This window comes from Klebsiella quasipneumoniae subsp. quasipneumoniae, from assembly GCF_020525925.1.
GTDB classification, from domain to species: domain Bacteria; phylum Pseudomonadota; class Gammaproteobacteria; order Enterobacterales; family Enterobacteriaceae; genus Klebsiella; species Klebsiella quasipneumoniae.
Genome location: NZ_CP084876.1, coordinates 1,266,517 through 1,289,053 on the forward strand (window position 1 = coordinate 1,266,517; position 22,537 = coordinate 1,289,053).

General features: G+C 58.4%; 22 protein-coding genes. 17 read left to right on the forward strand and 5 right to left on the reverse strand.

All coding sequences use genetic code 11. From position 1 onward, the window contains the following. Window positions 1-189: 189 nt before the first annotated feature. Entirely contained in the window at window positions 190-573 is a 384-nt protein-coding gene (grcA, locus tag LGM20_RS06320) for an autonomous glycyl radical cofactor GrcA (RefSeq protein WP_002914084.1), read from the forward strand. Window positions 574-618: 45 nt separating this feature from the next. Here grcA and srmB read toward each other — a convergent pair whose 3' ends face one another. Further along, window positions 619-1,950, reverse strand: coding sequence for an ATP-dependent RNA helicase SrmB (srmB, locus tag LGM20_RS06325; RefSeq protein ID WP_044524368.1), 1,332 nt, complete (start codon window positions 1,948-1,950; stop codon window positions 619-621). A gap of 132 nt (window positions 1,951-2,082) precedes the next feature. Between srmB and trmN the strand changes: the two genes are divergently transcribed. Continuing rightward, window positions 2,083-2,820 (forward strand): tRNA(1)(Val) (adenine(37)-N(6))-methyltransferase TrmN, encoded by a 738-nt coding sequence (gene trmN / locus LGM20_RS06330; protein ID WP_044524367.1) that lies wholly within the window; start codon window positions 2,083-2,085, stop codon window positions 2,818-2,820. Here trmN and nadB read toward each other — a convergent pair. Beyond that, entirely contained in the window at window positions 2,805-4,424 is a 1,620-nt protein-coding gene (nadB, locus tag LGM20_RS06335; RefSeq protein ID WP_023290670.1) for an L-aspartate oxidase, read from the reverse strand. The two genes, trmN and nadB, sit on opposite strands and share 16 nt — an antisense overlap. A gap of 328 nt (window positions 4,425-4,752) precedes the next feature. Between nadB and rseD the strand changes: the two genes are divergently transcribed. From rseD to acpS, 12 genes are all read left to right on the forward strand, one after another. Further along, complete coding sequence (rseD, locus tag LGM20_RS26605; protein ID WP_223822583.1) at window positions 4,753-4,848, forward strand: rpoE leader peptide RseD; 96 nt, start codon at window positions 4,753-4,755, stop codon at window positions 4,846-4,848. Continuing rightward, on the forward strand, window positions 4,845-5,420 hold the full coding sequence (gene rpoE / locus LGM20_RS06345) for an RNA polymerase sigma factor RpoE (RefSeq protein WP_002914074.1): 576 nt from the start codon (window positions 4,845-4,847) through the stop codon (window positions 5,418-5,420). The genes rseD and rpoE overlap by 4 nt, the downstream gene beginning before the upstream one ends. Window positions 5,421-5,452: 32 nt before the next feature. Then, window positions 5,453-6,103 (forward strand): anti-sigma-E factor RseA, encoded by a 651-nt coding sequence (gene rseA, locus LGM20_RS06350; RefSeq protein WP_032453736.1) that lies wholly within the window; start codon window positions 5,453-5,455, stop codon window positions 6,101-6,103. Beyond that, window positions 6,103-7,059 carry a sigma-E factor regulatory protein RseB gene (rseB, locus tag LGM20_RS06355; protein ID WP_004201821.1) on the forward strand — a complete coding sequence of 319 codons (957 nt, stop codon included), beginning with the start codon at window positions 6,103-6,105 and terminating at the stop codon, window positions 7,057-7,059. The genes rseA and rseB overlap by 1 nt, the downstream gene beginning before the upstream one ends. Continuing rightward, entirely contained in the window at window positions 7,056-7,535 is a 480-nt protein-coding gene (rseC, locus tag LGM20_RS06360) for a SoxR-reducing system protein RseC (protein WP_004201822.1), read from the forward strand. Before rseB ends, rseC begins: the two co-directional genes overlap by 4 nt. Window positions 7,536-7,720: 185 nt before the next feature. Then, on the forward strand, window positions 7,721-9,520 hold the full coding sequence (gene lepA / locus LGM20_RS06365; protein WP_044524366.1) for a translation elongation factor 4: 1,800 nt from the start codon (window positions 7,721-7,723) through the stop codon (window positions 9,518-9,520). Window positions 9,521-9,535: 15 nt separating this feature from the next. Continuing rightward, window positions 9,536-10,510, forward strand: a complete 975-nt coding sequence (gene lepB / locus LGM20_RS06370; protein WP_004201827.1) for a signal peptidase I — start codon at window positions 9,536-9,538, stop codon at window positions 10,508-10,510. 249 nt (window positions 10,511-10,759) lie between these two features. Further along, window positions 10,760-11,440 carry a ribonuclease III gene (gene rnc, locus LGM20_RS06375; RefSeq protein ID WP_002914065.1) on the forward strand — a complete coding sequence of 227 codons (681 nt, stop codon included), beginning with the start codon at window positions 10,760-10,762 and terminating at the stop codon, window positions 11,438-11,440. Next, on the forward strand, window positions 11,437-12,342 hold the full coding sequence (gene era / locus LGM20_RS06380; protein ID WP_023290667.1) for a GTPase Era: 906 nt from the start codon (window positions 11,437-11,439) through the stop codon (window positions 12,340-12,342). Before rnc ends, era begins: the two co-directional genes overlap by 4 nt. An 11-nt stretch (window positions 12,343-12,353) precedes the next feature. Beyond that, window positions 12,354-13,091 carry a DNA repair protein RecO gene (recO, locus tag LGM20_RS06385; protein ID WP_002914062.1) on the forward strand — a complete coding sequence of 246 codons (738 nt, stop codon included), beginning with the start codon at window positions 12,354-12,356 and terminating at the stop codon, window positions 13,089-13,091. An 11-nt stretch (window positions 13,092-13,102) separates the two neighbouring features. Then, a complete protein-coding gene (gene pdxJ, locus LGM20_RS06390) occupies window positions 13,103-13,834 on the forward strand; it encodes a pyridoxine 5'-phosphate synthase (RefSeq protein ID WP_004201834.1) in 732 nt (243 codons plus the stop codon). Then, on the forward strand, window positions 13,834-14,214 hold the full coding sequence (acpS, locus tag LGM20_RS06395) for a holo-ACP synthase (RefSeq protein ID WP_004201835.1): 381 nt from the start codon (window positions 13,834-13,836) through the stop codon (window positions 14,212-14,214). Before pdxJ ends, acpS begins: the two co-directional genes overlap by 1 nt. A gap of 12 nt (window positions 14,215-14,226) precedes the next feature. Here the strand turns inward: acpS and LGM20_RS06400 are convergent, their stop codons facing one another. Together LGM20_RS06400 and LGM20_RS06405 are read right to left on the reverse strand one after the other, a co-directional pair. Further along, window positions 14,227-14,487, reverse strand: coding sequence for a YfhL family 4Fe-4S dicluster ferredoxin (locus LGM20_RS06400; protein WP_023290665.1), 261 nt, complete (start codon window positions 14,485-14,487; stop codon window positions 14,227-14,229). A 56-nt stretch (window positions 14,488-14,543) separates the two neighbouring features. After that, a complete protein-coding gene (locus LGM20_RS06405) occupies window positions 14,544-15,392 on the reverse strand; it encodes a MurR/RpiR family transcriptional regulator (RefSeq protein ID WP_023290664.1) in 849 nt (282 codons plus the stop codon). A 235-nt stretch (window positions 15,393-15,627) separates the two neighbouring features. Here LGM20_RS06405 and yfhb point away from each other — a divergent pair, with 235 nt between their 5' ends. Beyond that, window positions 15,628-16,239: a phosphatidylglycerophosphatase C gene (gene yfhb, locus LGM20_RS06410; protein WP_023318887.1), complete on the forward strand. Its 612-nt coding sequence runs from the start codon at window positions 15,628-15,630 to the stop codon at window positions 16,237-16,239. Window positions 16,240-16,301: 62 nt separating this feature from the next. Beyond that, the gene (gene tadA / locus LGM20_RS06415) at window positions 16,302-16,811 is read left to right on the forward strand and encodes a tRNA adenosine(34) deaminase TadA (protein WP_023290663.1); all 510 of its coding nucleotides are present in this window, start codon (window positions 16,302-16,304) and stop codon (window positions 16,809-16,811) included. Here tadA and mltF read toward each other — a convergent pair. Continuing rightward, window positions 16,808-18,424 (reverse strand): membrane-bound lytic murein transglycosylase MltF, encoded by a 1,617-nt coding sequence (gene mltF / locus LGM20_RS06420; protein WP_044524364.1) that lies wholly within the window; start codon window positions 18,422-18,424, stop codon window positions 16,808-16,810. The genes tadA and mltF overlap by 4 nt on opposite strands. A 175-nt stretch (window positions 18,425-18,599) precedes the next feature. Here mltF and purL point away from each other — a divergent pair, with 175 nt between their 5' ends. Continuing rightward, window positions 18,600-22,487 (forward strand): phosphoribosylformylglycinamidine synthase, encoded by a 3,888-nt coding sequence (gene purL / locus LGM20_RS06425; protein WP_044524363.1) that lies wholly within the window; start codon window positions 18,600-18,602, stop codon window positions 22,485-22,487. Window positions 22,488-22,537: the final 50 nt, after the last annotated feature.

Below are 22,537 nucleotides of genomic sequence, written 5' to 3' on the forward strand. Positions count from 1 at the left end.
CGGCTTATGGCGTAACTTGATGTAAAACAATAAAATCCTTGCATAACCACTTAGAGTGAGTGGTTTTTATTGATTTACATCAAAGAATGCCGAGGGTGTGGCTGATATATATACACTCATACAACAATGGTTTTACCAATTGGCCGCGAAGAGGCCAAAATCGAATAAACACTGCCTGGGAGGCATCAAATGATTACTGGTATCCAAATTACTAAAGCGGCAAACGACGACCTGCTGAACTCTTTCTGGCTGCTGGATAGCGAAAAAGGCGAAGCGCGTTGCCTGTGCGCCAAAGGTGGTTTTGCGGAAGATGACGTGGTGGCAGTCAGCAAACTGGGTGAAATCGAATACCGTGAAATCCCGGTAGACGTGAAACCAGAAGTTCGCGTGGAAGGCGGTCAGCACCTGAACGTTAACGTGCTGCGTCGCGAAACCCTGCTGGACGCGGTTGAGCATCCGGAAAAATACCCGCAGCTGACCATTCGTGTTTCCGGCTACGCGGTACGCTTCAACTCCCTGACTCCGGAACAGCAGCGCGACGTTATCGCTCGTACCTTTACCGAAAGCCTGTAAGGCTAACGCCAGATGTGAAAACGCCGGGATATCCCGGCGTTTTTTTTACTCTTCGCTCGACACTGATGGTGTCCCGGTCGCGCTTGGCTTCCGGCGCTTACCGATATTTTTCGTATCGCGGTGGCGCTTCTTCACCCGCGGCTTCTCTTTTTCTTTCTCTTTTTTCTCGGCGCGTTTCGCCAGCACTTTCTTCGATGGTTTACCGGTCAACTTCTCGCTTGGCGCGCGGGTTTTGGGTCGCAATTCATCAATCACGCGAGCTTTCAGCGGTTCTTCAACGTAGCGGCCGATCTTGCCCAGCAGCAGGTGATCGTGCGCTTCAACCAGCGAAATCGCGGTGCCTTTCTTACCTGCGCGGCCGGTACGACCGATACGGTGCAGATAGATGTCGGCGGTGCGCGGCATATCGAAGTTAAAGACGTGGCTGACGTCCGGAATATCGATACCGCGGGCGGCGACGTCGGTGGCGATCAGCACGTTTACGCGGCCGTCGGTCAGACGCTTAATGGCTTCGTTACGCTTGGCCTGCACCATCTCGCCTTCCAGCCAGCAGGTGTTAATCCCCGCTTCACGCAGCCAGTTGGCCAGCTCATGCACGCGCTCGCGCTTGCGCACAAAGACGATAGCGCGGGTAGCTTCCGGCTGTTGCAGCAGATTCACCAGCAGCCTGGTCTTATGTTCGATATCGTCCGCGCGATAGTACCATTGATGGATTTTCTTACGCTCGCGAGTCGACGGGGTAGCGGAAACTTCAACCGGCTCTTCCAGCAGGCGCTCAGCGAAGTCTTTGATCGCATCGCCTTCCAGCGTCGCGGAGAACAGCATGGTCTGCTTGCGCCAGCGGGTTTCACCGGCGATGGTTTCGATATCCTGCGCAAAGCCCATGTCCAGCATGCGGTCGGCTTCATCGAGGATCAGGGTCTCGACGGCGCGGCAGTCGAAGTTCTCTTCTTTTATATACTGCAGCAGGCGACCAGTGGTGGCGACCACGATGTCCTGGTTTTCGCTGAACACTTCCGCGTGGTTCATGTAGGCTACGCCGCCGGTAATGGTGGCGATATCCAGATGGGTATGCTTCGCCAGCTCGCGGGCGTGGTCAGCCACCTGCATCGCCAGCTCACGGGTCGGCGTCAGGATAAGAATACGCGGCGGGCCGGATTTCTTACGCGGGAAATCGAGCAGGTGCTGCAACGCTGGCAGCAGATACGCCGCCGTTTTACCGGTGCCGGTCGGCGCTGAACCGAGAATGTCACGGCCATCGAGCGCAGGCGGAATAGCGGCGGCCTGAATGGCTGTCGGGCGAGTGAAACCTTTATCCTGGAGGGCTTCCAGCAGGTTTTCATCGAGTTCAAGTTCGGAAAAAGTCGTTACAGTCATGTTCTACCTCTGAGTGGGCCGCCGATTATAGACGTTACTGACGTAATGTTCATCTGTTTGTAAGGCTATCTGTTCTCCGGTATTGTGCATAGCCTTACGTTCAGGAGTTTTTTGTCGGCAAGGTTATTGAGGATGTCTCAGTCGAAGTTTGCGCTGCCGCGCAATGGTTTTACCTTCAAACAGTTTTTTGTCGCCCACGATCGTTGCGCGATGAAGGTGGGTACCGACGGCATTTTGCTCGGCGCCTGGGCGCCGATTGCCGGGGTGAAACATGTGCTGGATATTGGCGCCGGCAGCGGCCTGCTGGCGCTAATGCTCGCGCAGCGTACCGGCGATGATGTGCGTGTCGATGCGGTCGAACTGGATGAGGAGGCCGCCGCCCAGGCGCAGGAAAATGCCCTTGCGTCGCCATGGGCTTCGCGGGTTGAGGTCTGTCAGGTCGATATTCATCAGTGGCAGCCGCCGCAGACCCGACGCTATCAACTGATAATCAGTAACCCGCCCTTTTTTGCGGAAGGGGTGCCTTGCGCCACCTCGCAGCGGGAGCAGGCGCGGTATACCACGACGCTCGATCACGCTTCTCTGCTGACCTGTGCCGCTGAGCATATCACCGAAGAAGGCTTTTTTTGCGTGGTGCTGCCGGTCGATATCGGAAATGCGTTTATCGAACGGGCAACCGCGATGGGCTGGCACCTGCGACTGCGCACTGATGTGGCGGAGACCGAGATGCGGCCGCCGCATCGGGTGCTGCTGGCTTTCTCCCCGACGGCGGGGGAGTGTTTCAGCGACAGGCTGGCGATCCGCGGGCCAGAGCAGCAGTATTCAGAAGGCTTTACCGCTCTGACCGAGGATTTTTATCTCTTTATGTGAGCCAGGGGCGACAATATCGACGGACCGCTGTTCGGCAGCGGCTGCGGATAGTCGAGGGTGTAATGCAGTCCCCGGCTCTCTTTGCGCAACATCGCGCAGCGTACGATAAGTTCCGCCACCTGCACCAGATTGCGCAGCTCCAGCAGATTATTCGAGACGCGGAAGCGGGCGTAATACTCATCCAGCTCCTGCTGCAGCATGGTAATGCGCCGCAGGGCGCGCTCCAGCCTGCGGGTGGTGCGCACAATCCCCACGTAATCCCACATCAGCAGGCGCAGCTCGTGCCAGTTATGCTGGATAACCACCAGTTCATCCGGGATCTCCACCTGACTTTCATCCCACGCCGGCAGGGTGCTGACCTTCTGGGCCAGCGGCAGGCGACGGGCAATATCTTCTGCGGCGGACCAGCCGTATACCAGACACTCCAGCAGCGAGTTCGAGGCCATACGGTTCGCGCCGTGCAGCCCGGTATAGCTGACTTCGCCGATGGCGTATAACCCATCGACGTCGGTGCGGCCATTATCATCCACCATCACGCCGCCGCAGGTGTAATGCGCGGCAGGGACGACCGGCACCGGATCTTTGGTTAAATCAATTCCCAGACCGAGCAGCTTTTCGTAAATCATCGGGAAGTGCTGGCGAACAAACGCCTCGGGTTTATGGCTGATATCAAGGAACATACAGTCAACGCCAAGGCGCTTCATCTCATGATCGATGGCGCGGGCGACGATATCGCGTGGGGCCAACTCGCCGCGTTCGTCAAAGTCCGGCATAAAGCGGGTGCCGTCCGGGCGTTTAAGGTGGGCGCCTTCGCCGCGCAGCGCTTCGGTCAGCAGGAAATTGCGCGCCTGCGGATGATACAGCGCGGTGGGGTGAAACTGGTTGAATTCCAGATTCGCCACCCGGCAGCCCGCCCGCCAGGCCATCGCGATACCGTCTCCGGAAGAGACGTCGGGGTTAGTGGTGTATTGATAAACCTTGGCGGCTCCGCCGGTGGCGAGCACTACCGCCTTCGCGCTGCAGGTTTCCACGCGCTCTTTATTGCGGTTCCAGATCCATGCCCCGACCACCCGGCGCGTGCCCGGCAGGCCAATCTTATCCGATACGATCAAGTCGACGGCATTGCTGCGCTCAAGGATGCGGATATTGGGATGGGCGAGGGCTTTATCGACCAGCGTCGTCTCCACCGCTTTGCCGGTAGCGTCGGCGGCGTGAAGAATGCGCCGATGGCTGTGGCCCCCTTCGCGCGTGAGATGATAGCTCTCTTCGCCATTGGCCTGGACCTGGGTGTCAAACAATACGCCCTGATCGATAAGCCACTGGACGCATGGTCTGGCGTTGCTGGCGACGAAGGTGACCGCATGGCGATCGCATAACCCTGCGCCGGCGATCAGGGTATCTTCGACATGGGATTCAATACTGTCGGTCTCGTCGAAGACGGCGGCAATCCCGCCCTGCGCATAGAACGTCGAACCTTCGCTGATCGGCCCTTTACTCAACACCGTCACCGAACTGTGCTCTGCCAGGCGCAGCGCAAGAGAGAGGCCGGCAGCGCCGCTGCCGATAATCAACACATCACAAGAGAAGTCAGGAGTGGTATTCATCGTCTTTGTTTAATTTACTAAACACATTTAGCTCACAATAGCACCAGCTCGTGAGGAATCGTACAATTTTTTTTAACTGGCGTTGTGACGGCTAAACAGCAGGCGAGCGGAAACGGTCTGGAGCACGGCGAAAATGAGACGCGTGGCAGGTTGATAGCATTGGATTTTATAGTGAAATAAACGCCGTGTTACGATACCCTTCAGACGGGCCTGCGCTTTTTCTTATTGACTAACCTATCGTTTAGCAACCTGGGCATATAATGATTGATAACGATCTGCCGCCGTTGCCAGACAAAAAACAAAAGCGTAACGGAACTTTATTGTTTTCATACACTCCAAGAGTCAGCTTGCTCATAATGCAGATTTTGGGTGGTGTTTTGAAGACGCATGGGAATTGGGTTTGGGGAGACATTACCTCGGATGAGCGAGCAGTTAACGGATCAGGTCCTTGTTGAACGGGTCCAGAAAGGAGATCAGAAAGCGTTTAATTTGCTGGTAGTGCGCTATCAGCATAAGGTCGCGAGCCTGGTTTCCCGCTATGTACCGCCGGGCGATATCGCTGACGTCGTTCAGGAATCGTTCGTTAAGGCATGGCGTGCGCTGGACTCTTTCCGGGGAGATAGCGCTTTTTACACCTGGTTATACCGTATCGCCGTCAATACGGCGAAGAATTATCTGGTTGCTCAGGGACGCCGTCCGCCGTCCAGCGATGTTGACGCTAACGAGGCGGAAAACTTCGAAAGCGGCGGGGCGTTGAAAGAAATTTCGAACCCTGAGAACTTAATGTTGTCAGAAGAACTGAGACAAATAGTTTTTCGTACCATTGAATCGCTTCCGGAAGATTTACGCATGGCAATTACGTTACGGGAGCTGGATGGCCTAAGCTATGAAGAGATAGCCGCTATCATGGATTGTCCGGTTGGGACGGTGCGTTCGCGTATCTTCCGGGCGCGAGAAGCTATTGATAATAAAGTTCAACCGCTTATCAGGCGTTGACGATAGCGGAATACTGGAAAAGGGTATCAGGCATGCAGAAAGAAAAACTTTCGGCTTTAATGGATGGTGAAACGCTGGATAACGAACTGCTCAACGAGCTGAGTCGTTCTTCTGAGATGCAAAAAACCTGGGAGAGTTATCACCTTATCCGCGATACGCTGCGTGGCGATACCGCAGAGGTGCTGCAATTTGATATCTCCGCCCGGGTGATGGCCGCCATTGAAAATGAGCCCGTTCGTCAGACGGCGCCGCTTATTCCTGAATCTCAGCCCGCACCGCACCAGTGGCGGCAGATGCCGTTCTGGAACAAAGTGCGTCCGTGGGCTAGCTCACTGACCCAGATGGGCGTTGCCGCCTGCGTATCGCTTGCGGTTATCGTCGGCGTCCAGCACTATAATGGGCAGTCTGATGCCGCTCAGCAGCCAGAGGCGCCGGTGTTCAATACGCTGCCGATGATGGGTAAAGCGAGCCCGGTAAGCCTTGGCGTACCGGCTGACGTATCAGCAGGTAGCGGCCAGCAGGCTCAGGTCCAGGAACAGCGTCGGCGGATTAACGCCATGCTGCAGGACTACGAACTGCAGCGCCGCCTGCACGCTGAGCAGCTTCAGTTTGGCCAGGCCCAGACTCAGCAGGCCGCAGTCCAGGTGCCGGGTTATCAAACTTTAGGAACGCAATCGCAGTAATGAAGCAACTTTGGTGTGCCATGTCGCTCATGGCAGGCAGTCTGTTGTTCTCTGTCAACGCCTCGGCTGATACATCGTCCGGGGCGTTGTTGCAGCAGATGAACCTGGCCAGCCAGTCCCTCAATTATGAGCTGTCTTTCGTCAGCATCAGCAAACAAGGCGTTGAGTCGCTGCGCTATCGTCACGCGCGACTGAACAATCAACCGCTGGCGCAGCTTCTGCAGCTGGACGGTCCGCGCCGGGAAGTGGTCCTGCGCGGTACGGAAATCAGCTATTTTGAACCCGGCCTCGATCCGTTCACCCTGAACGGCGACTATATCGTCGATTCGCTGCCGTCGTTGGTTTACAGCGATTTCAAACGTCTCAGCGCAGCCTATGATTTTATCTCCGTGGGCCGTACCCGTATCGCCGACCGCCTCTGCGACGTGATCCGCGTCGTGGCTCGCGACGGCACGCGCTATAGCTTTATCGCCTGGCTGGACGCTGAGACCAAGCTGCCGCTGCGCGTCGATTTGCTCGACCGCGACGGTGAAACGCTGGAGCAGTTCCGGGTCGTCTCTTTCAACGTTGGCGATAACGTCAGCGCCAGCATGGAGACGCTGGCGAAAGCGAATTTGCCGCCGCAGCTGTCGGTGCCTGAAGGGGGCGACAAAGCCAACTTCAACTGGGCGCCAACGTGGCTCCCTCAGGGCATGACTGAGGTCTCCAGCAGCCAGCGTCGTCTGCCCACCTTTGATGGTCCGGTAGAATCACGTCTCTATTCCGACGGCTTGTTCAGCTTCTCGATCAATATCAACCGCGCCACCGCGGCCAGCAGCGACCAGCTGTTGCGCACCGGCCGACGCACCGTCAGCACGACGGTACGCGATAACGCGGAGATCACCGTGGTGGGCGAACTGCCGCCGCAGACGGCGAAGCGTATCTCAGACAGCATTAAATTCAAGGCAGTACAATGATCAAAGAGTGGGCCACCGTGGTTTCCTGGCATAACGGCGTGGCGCAGGTGCACTGCGACGTTAAAGCCTCCTGCAGCAGTTGCGCCTCCCGCGCCGGCTGCGGCAGCCGGGTATTAAACAAGCTGGGGCCGCAGACCAGCCATACCATCAGCGTGCCCTGCGAGCAGCCGTTGACGGCGGGGCAAAAAGTGGAGCTGGGGATCGCCGAGAGCAGTCTGCTGGGTTCGGCGCTGTTGGTCTACATGGCGCCGCTGGTGGGTCTGTTTGTGATGGCGTCGATCTTCCAGGTGCTGTTTGCCAGCGATATCGCTTCGCTGTGCGGCGCGCTGCTGGGCGGCGTCGGCGGGTTTCTGGTGGCGCGCGGTCTGTCGCCGCAGCTGGCAGCGCGCCAGTCGTGGCAGCCGGTGATTCTGAGCGTCGCGTTGCCGCCGGATCTGGTGCGTATCGAAACGCCTTCCTCCGACATGGGTCAGTGATTTCACTGGCCCTTATCTTTATTTACCCTTCCTGTTACAACGCCACAATTTCTGCGGTTATGCTGGATCTAACAGCATTTCCTGGTTTCAAGGATGTAGTGTAGAATGCGGCGTTTTCGGATTAAAAAACGTCAGGCACAGTACAGCGGCCTCATGATACTCGTAAGGCATAATTAACTCTAAATATGAAGAATATACGTAACTTTTCGATCATCGCTCACATCGACCACGGTAAGTCGACGCTGTCTGACCGTATCATCCAGATTTGCGGTGGCCTTTCTGATCGTGAAATGGAAGCCCAGGTTCTGGACTCCATGGATCTTGAGCGCGAACGCGGGATCACCATCAAGGCGCAGAGCGTCACCCTGGACTATAAGGGCAACGACGGTGAGACCTATCAGCTGAACTTTATCGACACCCCGGGCCACGTGGACTTCTCTTATGAAGTTTCCCGTTCCCTCGCCGCGTGCGAAGGCGCGCTGCTGGTGGTTGACGCCGGGCAGGGCGTAGAAGCCCAGACCCTGGCCAACTGCTACACCGCGATGGAGATGGACCTGGAGGTCGTTCCGGTACTCAACAAGATCGACCTGCCTGCGGCCGACCCTGAGCGCGTAGCGGACGAAATTGAAGATATCGTCGGGATCGACGCCCACGACGCGGTGCGCTGCTCGGCGAAAACCGGCGTCGGCGTGACCGAGGTGCTGGAGCGTCTGGTGCGCGATATTCCGCCGCCGGAAGGCGATCCGGACGCGCCGCTGCAGGCGCTGATTATCGACTCCTGGTTCGATAACTACCTCGGCGTAGTGTCGCTGGTACGAATTAAAAACGGCACCATGCGCAAGGGCGACAAGATCAAGGTCATGAGTACCGGCCAGGTCTATAACGCCGACCGTCTGGGCATCTTCACGCCGAAACAGGTTGACCGTACCGAGCTGAAATGCGGCGAGGTAGGCTGGCTGGTCTGCGCGATCAAAGACATCCTTGGCGCGCCGGTGGGCGATACCCTGACCGCCGCCCGCAACCCGGCAGACAAAGCGCTGCCTGGCTTTAAGAAGGTGAAACCGCAGGTGTATGCCGGCCTGTTCCCGGTGAGCTCCGATGATTATGAAGCTTTCCGCGACGCGCTGGGCAAACTGAGCCTCAACGACGCCTCTCTGTTCTACGAGCCGGAAAGTTCTACCGCGCTGGGCTTCGGCTTCCGCTGCGGCTTCCTCGGCCTGCTGCACATGGAGATCATTCAGGAGCGTCTGGAGCGTGAATACGATCTTGACCTGATCACCACCGCGCCGACGGTAGTTTACGAAGTGGAGACCACCTCCAAAGAAGTTATCTACGTCGACAGCCCGTCCAAGCTGCCGCCGCTGAATAATATTCAGGAGCTGCGTGAGCCGATCGCCGAGTGTCACATGCTGCTGCCGCAGGAGTTCCTCGGCAACGTGATCACCCTGTGCGTGGAGAAGCGCGGCGTGCAGACCAACATGGTTTACCACGGTAAACAGGTGGCGCTGACCTACGAAATCCCGATGGCGGAAGTGGTGCTCGACTTCTTCGACCGTCTGAAGTCTACCTCCCGCGGCTATGCGTCGCTGGACTACAACTTCAAACGCTTCCAGGCGTCGAACATGGTACGCGTCGATGTGCTGATCAACGGCGAGCGCGTCGATGCGCTGGCGCTGATCACCCACAACGATAACGCGCCGTATCGCGGCCGCGAGCTGGTGGAAAAGATGAAAGATCTTATTCCGCGTCAGCAGTTCGACATCGCGATTCAGGCGGCCATCGGCAACCACATCATCGCGCGCTCTACCGTGAAACAGCTGCGTAAAAACGTGCTGGCGAAATGCTACGGCGGTGACGTCAGCCGTAAGAAAAAGCTGCTGCAGAAGCAGAAAGAAGGTAAGAAGCGTATGAAGCAGGTCGGTAACGTTGAACTGCCGCAGGAAGCGTTCCTCGCCATTCTGCACGTTGGTAAAGACGGCAAATAACCCTAAGGAGTTGGCATGGCGAACATGTTTGCCCTGATCCTGGTGATTGCAACCCTGGTGACGGGCGTTTTATGGTGCCTGGACAAGTTCATTTTTGCACCGAAACGTCGTGAGCGTCAGGCCGCTGCTCAGGCAGCGACCGGCGAGCAGCTGGACAAAAAGACGTTGAAGAAAGTCGGCCCGAAACCGGGCTGGCTGGAAACCGGCGCATCGGTTTTCCCGGTGCTGGCGATCGTTCTGGTGGTACGTTCATTCATTTATGAGCCGTTCCAGATCCCGTCAGGTTCGATGATGCCGACTCTGCTGATTGGCGATTTCATCCTGGTGGAGAAATTTGCCTACGGCATTAAAGATCCTATCTACCAGAAAACGCTGATCGAGACGGGTCATCCGAAGCGCGGCGACATCGTGGTGTTTAAATATCCGGAAGACCCGCGCCTGGACTACATCAAGCGCGCGGTGGGGCTCCCGGGGGATAAAGTCACCTACGATCCGATTGCCAAGCAGGTCACTATTCAGCCGGGCTGCAGCTCCGGACAGGCCTGCGGCAACGCGCTGCCGGTGACTTACTCCAACGTGGAGCCGAGCGATTTCGTTCAGACCTTCTCCCGCAGCAACGGCGGCGAAGCGAGCAGCGGTTTCTGGCAGCTGCCGAAGGGCGAAACCAAAGCCGACGGCATTCGCCTCACCGAGCGTCAGGAGACGCTGGGCGACGTCACGCATCGTATTCTGATGGTGCCGATTGCTCAGGATCAGGCTGGCATGTATTACCATCAGAGCGGTCTGCCGCTGGCCACCTGGATTGTGCCGCCGGGTCAGTACTTCATGATGGGCGACAACCGGGATAACAGCGCCGACAGCCGTTACTGGGGCTTTGTGCCGGAAGCAAACCTGGTCGGGAAGGCCACCGCTATCTGGATGAGTTTTGAAAAGCAGGAAGGTGAATGGCCGACCGGCGTGCGGTTATCGCGCATTGGTGGAATTCATTGATTTCATCTGCTGAATTCACGCCGCTGCTGTTATCGCAGCGGCGCGAATTATTTAGTATTTAAATCCATTCAAACTAACGACATCCCGTGTCGTTGCGTATAGAATATCCCCCCGAAGTTTTTGGTTGTCGCTCTGCCGGGTGACACTGCACACGAAAGCGTATTGGTCTGTTTCAACTTACTGTTTGAAGCGTATGCTCAGGTCGGTTTCGTGTGCTGCATCTTTGACGCATTCATTTATTGGTAACGCATGAACCCCATCGTAATTAATCGGCTTCAACGAAAGCTGGGCTACACTTTTCATCATCAGGAGCTGTTGCAACAGGCATTAACTCACCGCAGTGCCAGCAGCAAACATAATGAGCGCCTGGAATTTTTAGGCGACTCCATTTTAAGTTTCGTGATCGCTAATGCGCTGTATCATCGCTTTCCTCGCGTGGATGAAGGCGACATGAGCCGTATGCGCGCGACGCTGGTGCGCGGCAACACGCTGGCGGAAATCGCCCGCGAGTTTGAACTGGGCGAATGCTTGCGCCTCGGGCCGGGCGAACTGAAAAGCGGCGGTTTCCGTCGTGAATCGATTCTCGCGGACACCGTTGAAGCGTTAATTGGCGGGGTTTTCCTCGACAGTGATATTCAGAACGTTGAACGCTTAATCCTCTCCTGGTACCAGACTCGTCTGGACGAAATCAGCCCGGGCGATAAGCAAAAGGATCCGAAGACGCGTCTGCAGGAGTATCTGCAGGGTCGTCATCTGCCGCTGCCGTCCTACCTGGTAGTCCAGGTGCGCGGCGAAGCGCACGATCAGGAATTTACTATCCACTGCCAGGTCAGTGGCCTGAGTGAACCGGTGGTTGGCACAGGTTCCAGCCGTCGTAAGGCGGAGCAGGCTGCCGCCGAACAGGCGCTGAAAAAGCTGGAGCTGGAATGAGCGAAGAAAAAAGTTATTGTGGGTTTGTCGCCATCGTGGGTCGTCCAAACGTTGGCAAATCCACGCTGTTGAATAAGCTGCTTGGGCAGAAGATCTCGATCACCTCCCGTAAAGCGCAGACTACCCGTCACCGCATCGTCGGCATCCATACCGAAGGGCCGTATCAGGCGATTTACGTCGATACTCCGGGCCTGCATATGGAAGAAAAGCGCGCCATTAACCGCTTAATGAACAAAGCGGCCAGCAGCTCTATTGGCGATGTTGAGCTGGTCATCTTCGTGGTGGAAGGCACTCGCTGGACGCAGGACGACGAGATGGTGCTCAACAAGCTGCGCGACGCGAAAGCGCCGGTGATCCTCGCGGTCAACAAAGTGGATAACGTGCAGGAAAAAGCGGATCTGTTACCGCATCTGCAGTTCCTCGCCAGCCAGATGAACTTCCTCGATATCGTGCCGATGTCGGCGGAAACGGGGACCAACGTCGACACCATCGCGTCGATCGTGCGTAAGCATCTGCCGGAAGCGATCCACCACTTCCCGGAAGATTATATTACCGATCGTTCTCAGCGCTTTATGGCTTCCGAAATCATCCGTGAAAAACTGATGCGTTTCCTCGGCGCTGAGCTACCGTACTCCGTCACCGTGGAAATCGAACGTTTCGTGACCAACGAGCGTGGCGGTTACGACATCAACGGCCTGATCCTTGTCGAGCGTGAAGGGCAGAAGAAGATGGTGATTGGCAACAAAGGCGCCAAAATCAAAACCATCGGCATCGAAGCGCGTAAGGACATGCAGGAGATGTTTGAAGCGCCGGTCCACCTCGAGCTGTGGGTCAAAGTGAAATCCGGCTGGGCCGATGATGAGCGCGCCCTGCGCAGTCTCGGTTATGTTGACGACCTCTGAGTTAACGCAACGTGGATGGATGGCAGCGCGCCTTTGTCCTGCATAGCCGACCGTGGAGCGAAACCAGCCTGATGCTGGACGTCTTCACGGAAGAATCCGGTCGCGTGCGCCTGGTTGCCAAGGGCGCACGCTCCAAACGCTCGAATCTTAAAGGCGCTTTACAGCCCTTTACCCCCTTGCTGGTTCGCTTCGGCGGCCGCGGCGAAGTCAAAACCCTGCGCAGCGCGGAAGCTGTCTCGCTGGCGCTGCCGCTCAGCGGCATCACCCTCTACAGCGGTCTTTACGTTAACGAGCTTATCTCCCGTGTGCTTGAGCACGAAACGCGCTTCTCCGAACTCTTTTTTGACTATCTGCACTGCATTCAGGCGCTCGCCGGGGCCAGCGGCTCGCCGGAGCCTGCGCTGCGGCGCTTTGAGCTGGCGCTGCTCGGACACCTGGGCTATGGCGTGGATTTTCTCCACTGTGCCGGGAGCGGCGAGCCGGTGGACGACACCATGACCTACCGCTATCGCGAAGAAAAAGGCTTTATTGCCAGCCTGGTGATTGATAACAACACGTTTACCGGGCACCATTTGAAAGCGTTGGCGAGTCGCGAGTTTCCTGATGTTGATACGTTGCGCGCCGCAAAGCGCTTTACCCGTATCGCCCTGAAGCCCTATCTCGGCGGCAAACCGCTCAAGAGCCGGGAATTGTTTCGCCAGTTTATGCCCGCGCGAAAGGCGCGAGCGGATAATACGAATAATGATTAACGAGGATTGTCATGGCTGAATTACTGTTAGGGGTCAATATTGACCATATCGCGACCTTGCGTAACGCCCGCGGCACCGCTTACCCGGATCCGGTTCAGGCGGCTTTCATTGCCGAACAGGCCGGCGCCGACGGCATAACCGTGCATCTGCGCGAAGACCGCCGCCATATCACCGATCGCGATGTGCGTATCCTGCGCCAGACGCTGCACACCCGCATGAACCTTGAAATGGCGGTCACCGAAGAGATGCTGACGATCGCCTGCGAAACCAAACCGCATTTCTGCTGCCTGGTGCCGGAGAAGCGTCAGGAAGTGACCACCGAAGGCGGACTGGACGTGGCCGGCCAGCGCGACAAGATGCGTGATGCCTGTCAACGCCTGGCGGATGCCGGCATCCTGGTCTCCCTGTTTATCGATGCGGATGAAGCGCAGATCAAAGCGGCGGCGGACGTTGGCGCGCCCTATATCGAAATCCACACCGGCTGCTATGCCGATGCTAAAACCGACGCCGAGCAGGCGAAGGAGCTGGAACGTATTGCCAAAGCGGCCACCTACGCCGCCAGCCTCGGCCTGAAGGTCAATGCGGGTCACGGTCTGACCTATCACAACGTGAAAGCGATTGCTGCGCTGCCGGAAATGCATGAGCTGAATATCGGCCACGCGATTATTGGCCGGGCGGTAATGAGCGGCCTGAAAGAGGCGGTGGCGGAAATGAAACGTCTGATGCTGGAAGCGCGCGGCTAATGGCCATCCTCGGGCTGGGTACCGACATCGTCGAGATCGCCCGCATCGAGGCGGTGATCGCCCGCAGCGGCGATCGCCTTGCCCGCCGGGTGCTGAGCGACCATGAATGGAGCATCTGGGAGCAGCACCAGCAGCCGGTGCGTTTTCTGGCGAAACGCTTTGCGGTCAAGGAAGCGGCGGCGAAAGCGCTGGGGACCGGGATCCGCAACGGGTTGGCCTTTAATCAGTTCGAAGTTTACAACGATGAGCTGGGCAAGCCGAAGCTGCGGCTATGGGGTGAGGCGCAACGGCTGGCGGAACGACTGGGGGTAAGCCATATTCATGTCACGCTCGCCGATGAGCGCCATTACGCCTGCGCCACGGTGATTGTCGAAAGCTAAGCCGGGAAGCGGTTAAATTTTATCCGCGTGGTGCATCAGGACGAATTTATCCCACAGCTGTTCTTCATTCTCGACGTGTGCCGGATCTTTCAGAATGGTATTTGGGATCGGGCACACCTTCTGGCAGGTGGGCGTGTCGTAATGGCCCACGCATTCGGTGCAGCGGTCGCTGTTAATCTCATAAATGCTATCACCCATCGAAATGGCCTCATTGGGGCACTCCGGCTCGCACATATCGCAGTTGATGCATTTTTTGGTAATTAACAGCGCCATCAGGAAAATCTCAGAAACAACACAAACAGGGCGGGCATTATACGCCCATTTTCTGCTCAGACCAGCTTTTTCACCAGCGCTTCGCTATGGCGAATGCGCTCCGGCGCCCGCTCCAGATCCTGCTGCACCAGCCCCATAAACAGCAGGTCGGTGAGCATCATTTGCGCGCTGGTGGAAGAGATGGCCGCGCTGCGCGTCGCCTGCTCTTCGGCGATGGTGTACAGGCAGTGGGTCGCCTGCTGCTGCAGAGCGTTAGGGCTAAAGCCGGTGATCGCCAGGATCCTGGAGCCCACGCGCAGCGCTTCACCGGCCGCCATATTGATCTCCCGACGCTCGCCGGAGTAAGAGATCGCCAGCAGCAGATCGTCGCTGGACATGGCCTGCACCGTCGCCAGCAGGGCGTGCATATCCTGCTCCGAAACAGCATTAACGCCGATCTTCATCAGCTTCCAGCTAAAGTTACGCGCTACCAGGCCGGACGCGCCAATCCCGGTGACGATCACCCGCCGGGCGTTGCGCAGCAGCGTGACGGCTTCCCGCAGCGTCTCTTCAGTGTTGACGTCCAGCGAGGCATGCATGGCGGCGACATTGTCTTTAATGAGTTTCTCGCCCACCAGACGCAGCGGGTCGTCACCGCGAATGTGGTTATGTACCGGAACGGAGTGCGGATCCGGGCTGCTGGCCAGCGCTTCACTCAGCGCCAGCTTCAGCGCCGGAAAGCCTTTGAACCCCAGTTTCTGGGCAAATTTAACCACGCTGGACTGACTCACACCGGCTTCCACCGCCAGCTGTTGCGAGCTGAGGTGCCGGGTGTCATCGGGTTGGCTCAGAATAAAATCGGCCAACTTTTTGTCGCTCGCCGCCAGGGTGGGATAGCGCTGACGAATACGCGTTAAACAGTTCATTGGAGCTCCGCTGGAGCCGTCCGGCTCGTGTCTGACAGAATTTTTATTCGATTATAAGGGGTATACCACGAATTAAAAATTCATAAGCCACAATTTTTCCTTCGCCTGCTAATTTAATTCTTCCTTAACGGCAGGGATGTTTTCCCTCTTCTTGGCATAAGACTGTTAAGCTTACCCTAACGAGAAGCGAATCCTGAGAGAAGGAGGCAGTTTGCAGCACAGTGAACGGAGAGTGGTGTTTTTCGATCTGGACGGAACCTTGCATCAACAGGATATGTTCGGCAGTTTTCTGCGCTACCTGCTGCGCCATCTGCCGCTGAACCTGCTGCTGGTGGTGGCGATGGGGCCGGCGATCCTTGCCGGGCTGGCGGTGTGCGGGCGGGCGGCGCGCTGGCCGATGAGCCTGCTGCTGTGGGCGTCAACCTTTGGCCGTCGCGAGGCGGTACTGAAGCGGCTGGAAGCGGAGTTTGTCGGCTGGTTTCGTCATCATGTGACGGCGTTTCCGGTGGTTCATGCGCGGCTGACGGCCTACCTGACCAGTACCGATGCCGACGTCTGGTTGATCACCGGCTCGCCGCAGTCGCTGGTGGAACAGGTCTATCGCGATACCCTCTGGCTGCCGCGGGTGAATCTGATAGCCAGCCGCACCGCGCGCCGCTGGGGCGGCTGGGTATTGACCCTGCGCTGCCTGGGCCATGAAAAGGTGGTGCAGCTGGAGAAAAAGATTGGCGCTCCGCTGCAGCTGTATAGCGGCTATAGCGATAGCGAGCAGGATAACCCATTGCTCGGCTTTTGCCAGCATCGCTGGCGGGTCACCCCGCAGGGAGAGCTGCAGCAACTGGAGTAATAGTGTGTAATTGATAGCTCCCATGTATAATGCGCCCCGCTTTTTCTGCTGGAGTGGCCGCTGTGTCTGACCTCGAACTCAATGATGAATACTGGATGCGTCATGCCCTGACGCTGGCGAAGCGCGCCTGGGAAGAGGGCGAGGTGCCGGTGGGCGCGGTGCTGGTGCATAACAATCAGGTCATCGGCGAGGGCTGGAACCGGCCGATAGGCCGTCACGACCCCACCGCCCATGCGGAAATTATGGCCTTACGCCAGGGCGGGCTGGTGCTGCAAAACTATCGCCTGATCGACGCCACGCTGTACGTGACCCTCGAGCCCTGCGTGATGTGCGCGGGCGCGATGGTGCACAGCCGTATCGCCCGCCTGGTGTTTGGCGCCAGGGATGCCAAGACCGGCGCCGCCGGCTCGCTGATGGATGTTCTGCACCACCCGGGAATGAACCATCGGGTTGAGATTAGCGAAGGCGTGCTGGCGGGATCCTGCTCTGCCATGCTGAGCGACTTCTTCCGCTGGCGGCGGGAAGAGAAAAAAGCGCTGAAGAAAGCCCGGGAGCAGAACGGGGAAAGTTAATACAGGTGGCCGGGGAGTTTCATCCGGGCATTATCCATCTGTTTATCGGCGCGAAACTTGAAAAAGGGCAGGGTGGTCTCCTGCGGCTGTTCGAGCTCATTGGGGAGCACCGCCGGGTAATCCTCCGCCAGGGCCAGCGTTTGCTGCTGCTGGCGCTCCTTTTCTGACAAATAGCCGACAAGGCTTATCTGATATTTGCGGATGTTTTCCACATAGGCGTAGGCCTCATGGCCGCGGGCATAGCCGTATTTAAGTTTGCTGTAATAGGGTTTCTGGCTCAGCAGGGGTAAACGCAGCTTAACGTCTGCCCAGCTGTTGGGATTGCCTTTCTGTTTGCGGGTGAGCGCCATGGCGTCCAGCATATGGGCATAGCCCATATTGTAAGCGGCCAGCGCAAACCAGATGCGTTCATCTTTCGGGATCGAATCCGGCACTTTATCCATCATATCCTGGAGATAGCGCATACCGCCGTCGATACTCTGCGCCGCATCGGTCCGGTCAGTCAGCCCCAGACTCTGCGCCGTATTACGCGTAAGCATCATCATGCCGCGCACGCCGGTAGGCGAGGTGGCCTGCGGATCCCAGTGGGATTCCTGCCAGCTGATGGCGGCCAGCAGGCGCCAGTCGATCTCGCGGGCGTACTTTTCAAACAGCGGCTGCACCTCCGGAAGAATGTTTTCCACCGCGCGCAGGAAGGTGCGGGTATCGACATAATCGAAATCGTTGCCGTGGCCGAGGTACTTCTCTTCCAGGCGCGCCAGGGTGCCGTCTTCATTAATATTGTTGAAGAAATCAAGCATCGCCGCCGACAGCGAATTATCGTCGTCCCGAGCGCTGAACCAGGTGACCGGCTGTTCGTCGGTGATATCGAGGGCTACCGCCAGCTCCGGATGGACGCGCTGAAACAGGCTGACGGCCACCGAGTCGGCGATGGTGTAATCGAGTTTGCCGTCAATCACCGCCTGCATCAGCGCGGTGGTGCCGCGCTTTTCGTCCACGCGCCAGGCAAGATCCGGGTATTTCTCCGCTTTCAGTACCTGGAGATCGTTGATCGCCACGTGACCCGGGGCGATGGCGAGCTGCTCGGCGGTCAGCGCCGCGAGGCTGCGCGGCCGGGTATTGCCGACGCGATAGACCAGCTGTTGGGAAACGGAGTAGTAGCCAGGGCCGGCCTGGTAGTTTTTCACCCGCTCCTGGTTATAGACCAGCCCGGCGGCCAGCATATCGGCCTGGCCGTCGTCGAGGTCGTCAAACAGCTGGCTGATGTTCTGGCGGACGGTTATCTTAAGCGTCACGCCGAGGTAGTCGGCAAACTGCTTCGCCAGTTCGTAGTCCAGGCCGAAGGTTTTATTGTTCATGGTGGCGAAGGTCATCGGCGAGTTGATGGTGCTGATGCGTAGCTCGCCGCGAGCGATAATGCCCGCCACCCGGTTCTCCGGTTTACCGGACCAGGGGATCGACGGCCACAGGGCAGCCGCCAGCAAAAGGGTGACAATGCCGATGAGCAGATAATTAATCTTTAATTTTTTCAGCGCGTTAATCTTCTGCAGCTTCAGGTTCCTCAGCAGGCGATGTCCGGAAAAAACGCAAGGTTGTCGTCGAATGAGCGGCATTCTGCTTAAGAATGCGCCAGTTGGCAACTTATTCGCGATGGACGTCACATTTATTGATAAACAGCATCAATGATTTTATTTCTACGCAAACGGTTTCGTCGGGGCGCAGGATTCACTATAATGACGCCCGTTTCCCCCCCTGGCTCACCCTGAAAGCTTCGAAGACGAGAGACTTATGATGGAAATTTTGCGTGGTTCACCTGCACTGTCGGCATTCCGTATTAATAAACTGCTGGCACGATTTCAGGCGGCCAACCTTCCGGTAAGCGCCATATATGCCGAGTATATTCATTTTGCCGATCTGAACGCCCCGCTGAGCGCTGACGATCGCGAGCGCCTGGCGCGACTGCTTAAGTATGGCCCGAGCTTAAACAGCCATACCCCGACCGGTAAATTACTGCTCGTGACCCCTCGCCCTGGCACCATCTCTCCCTGGTCTTCTAAAGCTACCGATATCGCCCATAACTGCGGCCTGGCTCAGGTTGTGCGTCTGGAGCGCGGCGTGGCGTATTATGTTGAAGCCTCGACCCTGACCGAAGCGCAGTGGGCCGCGGTGGCGGCGGAACTGCACGACCGCATGATGGAGAGCGTCTTCGACGCGCTGGAAGCGGGCGAAAAGCTGTTCGCTCACCATCAGCCGACGCCGGTGACCAGCGTTGACCTGTTGGGCGAAGGGCGTCAGGCGCTGATTGACGCCAACCTCCGTTTGGGGCTGGCGCTGGCAGATGACGAAATTGACTACCTGCAGGACGCCTTTACCCGTCTGGGACGCAATCCGAACGATATCGAGCTGTATATGTTCGCCCAGGCGAACTCAGAGCACTGTCGTCACAAAATTTTCAACGCCGACTGGATCATCGACGGCGAACAGCAGCCGAAGTCGCTGTTCAAAATGATCAAAAACACCTTCGAAAAAACGCCGGACTACGTCCTGTCGGCCTATAAAGACAACGCCGCGGTGATGGAAGGGTCTGAAGTGGGGCGCTATTTTGCCGACCACCAGACCGGACGCTATGACTTCCATCAGGAGCCGGCGCACATTCTGATGAAGGTGGAAACCCATAACCACCCGACGGCCATCTCCCCATGGCCGGGCGCGGCAACCGGCTCCGGCGGCGAAATCCGCGATGAAGGCGCCACCGGCCGCGGCGCGAAGCCGAAAGCGGGCCTGGTGGGCTTCTCGGTTTCCAACCTGCGCATCCCGGGCTTCGAACAGCCGTGGGAAGAAGATTTCGGCAAGCCGGATCGCATCGTCACCGCCCTGGACATCATGACCGAAGGCCCGCTGGGCGGCGCGGCGTTTAACAACGAATTTGGTCGCCCGGCGCTGAACGGCTACTTCCGCACCTATGAAGAGAAAGTCACCAGCCATAACGGTGAAGAGCTGCGCGGCTACCACAAACCAATCATGCTGGCCGGCGGTATCGGCAACATCCGCGGCGAGCACGTGCAGAAGGGCGAGATTACCGTCGGCGCGAAGCTGATCGTGCTGGGCGGTCCGGCGATGAACATCGGCCTCGGCGGCGGCGCGGCGTCTTCCATGGCCTCCGGCCAGTCCGATGCCGACCTCGATTTCGCCTCCGTCCAGCGTGACAACCCGGAAATGGAGCGTCGCTGTCAGGAAGTGATCGACCGCTGCTGGCAGCTCGGCGACGCCAACCCGATCCTGTTTATCCACGACGTCGGCGCCGGCGGTCTCTCCAATGCCATGCCGGAGCTGGTCAGCGACGGCGGCCGCGGCGGTAAATTCCAGCTGCGCGATATCCTGAGCGATGAGCCAGGCATGAGCCCGCTGGAGATATGGTGTAACGAATCGCAGGAACGTTATGTCCTGGCGGTCGCCCCGGAGCAACTGCCGCTGTTCGACGAGCTGTGCCGCCGCGAGCGCGCGCCTTATGCGGTTATCGGCGAAGCCACCGCCGAGCAGCACCTGAGCCTGAGCGACAGCCACTTTAACGATCAGCCGATCGATCTGCCGCTGGACGTCCTGCTTGGCAAAACGCCGAAAATGACCCGTGACGTGCAGACCCTGAAAGCCCAGGGCAGCGCGCTGGATCGCCAACCGATTACCATCGCCGATGCGGTTAATCGCGTTCTGCACCTGCCGACGGTGGCCGAGAAAACCTTCCTCGTGACCATCGGCGACCGCACCGTGACAGGTATGGTCGCCCGCGACCAGATGGTCGGCCCGTGGCAGATCCCGGTGGCCAACTGCGCGGTCACCACCGCCAGCCTCGACAGCTACTACGGCGAAGCGATGGCGATGGGCGAGCGCGCCCCGGTTGCTCTGCTGGACTTCGCCGCCTCCGGCCGTTTGGCGGTTGGCGAAGCGCTGACCAATATCGCCGCCACGCAGATTGGCGAGCTGAACCGCGTGAAGCTGTCGGCTAACTGGATGGCCGCCGCCGGCCACCCGGGCGAAGACGCGGGTCTGTATGAGGCGGTGAAAGCGGTGGGCGAAGAGCTGTGCCCGGCGCTGGGCCTGACCATTCCGGTCGGCAAAGACTCAATGTCGATGAAAACCCGCTGGCAGGAAGGCAGCGAGCAGCGTGAGATGACCTCTCCGCTGTCGCTGGTGATCTCCGCCTTCGCCCGTGTCGAAGATGTTCGTCATACCGTCACGCCGCAGCTTTCGACGGAAGATAACGCCCTGCTGCTGATCGACCTCGGTAAAGGGCACAACGCGCTGGGCGCGACGGCGTTGGCGCAGGTCTATCGCCAGCTCGGCGACAAGCCGGCTGACGTGCGCGATGTCGCGCAGCTGAAAGGCTTCTGGGATGCGATGCAGGCCCTGGTGGCGCAGCGTAAACTGCTGGCCTACCACGACCGCTCCGACGGCGGCCTGCTGGTTACCCTGGCGGAAATGGCCTTTACCGGCCACTGTGGACTGGAAGCGGATATCGCCGCGCTGGGCGACGACCGTCTGGCGGCGCTGTTCAACGAAGAGCTGGGGGCGGTGATTCAGGTCCGCGCCGCAGACCGTGAGGCAGTGGAAGCCATTCTGGCGGTTAACGGCCTGGCGGACTGCGTGCATTACCTCGGTAAAGCGGTCGAGGGCGATCGCTTCGTGCTGACCGCCAGCGGTCAGACGGTGTTTAGCGAAAGCCGCACCACCCTGCGCATGTGGTGGGCGGAAACCACCTGGCAGATGCAGCGTCTGCGTGACAACCCGGCCTGCGCCGATCAGGAGCACGAGGCGAAAGCCAACGACGCCGATCCGGGCCTTAATGTGAAGCTCTCGTTTGATATTAATGACGACGTCGCCGCGCCGTACATTGCCACCGGCGCGCGTCCGAAAGTGGCCGTCCTGCGCGAGCAGGGGGTGAACTCTCACGTTGAAATGGCGGCAGCCTTCCATCGCGCCGGCTTTGACGCCATCGACGTGCATATGAGCGACCTGCTGGCGGGCCGCACCGGTCTGGGCGATTTCCATGCCCTGGTGGCCTGCGGCGGCTTCTCCTACGGCGACGTGCTGGGGGCAGGCGAAGGCTGGGCGAAGTCGATTCTGTTCAACGAGCGCGTGCGCGATGAGTTCGCGACCTTCTTCCATCGTCCGCAGACCCTGGCGCTCGGCGTGTGCAACGGCTGTCAGATGATGTCCAACCTGCGCGAGCTGATCCCGGGCAGCGACCTGTGGCCGCGCTTTGTGCGCAACCAGTCTGACCGCTTTGAAGCGCGCTTCAGCCTGGTGGAAGTGACGCAAAGCCCGTCTCTGCTGCTGGAAGGCATGGTTGGCTCACAGATGCCGATTGCGGTCTCCCACGGCGAAGGGCTGGTGGAAGTGCGCGACAGCGCGCATCTGGCCCAGCTGGAGAGCAAAGGTCTGGTAGCGCTGCGCTTCGTGGACAACTTCGGCAAAGTGACCGAAACCTATCCGGCGAACCCGAACGGTTCCCCGAACGGTATCACCGCGGTGACCAGCGAAAGCGGGCGCGCGACCATCATGATGCCGCACCCGGAACGCGTCTTCCGCACCGTAAGCAACTCCTGGCACCCGGAAAACTGGGGCGAAGACAGCCCGTGGATGCGTATCTTCCGCAACGCGCGTAAACAGCTGGGTTAATCTTCCCGAAGCGTGTCTCGCGAACGTATCGGCCCCCTGCTCAGGCAGGG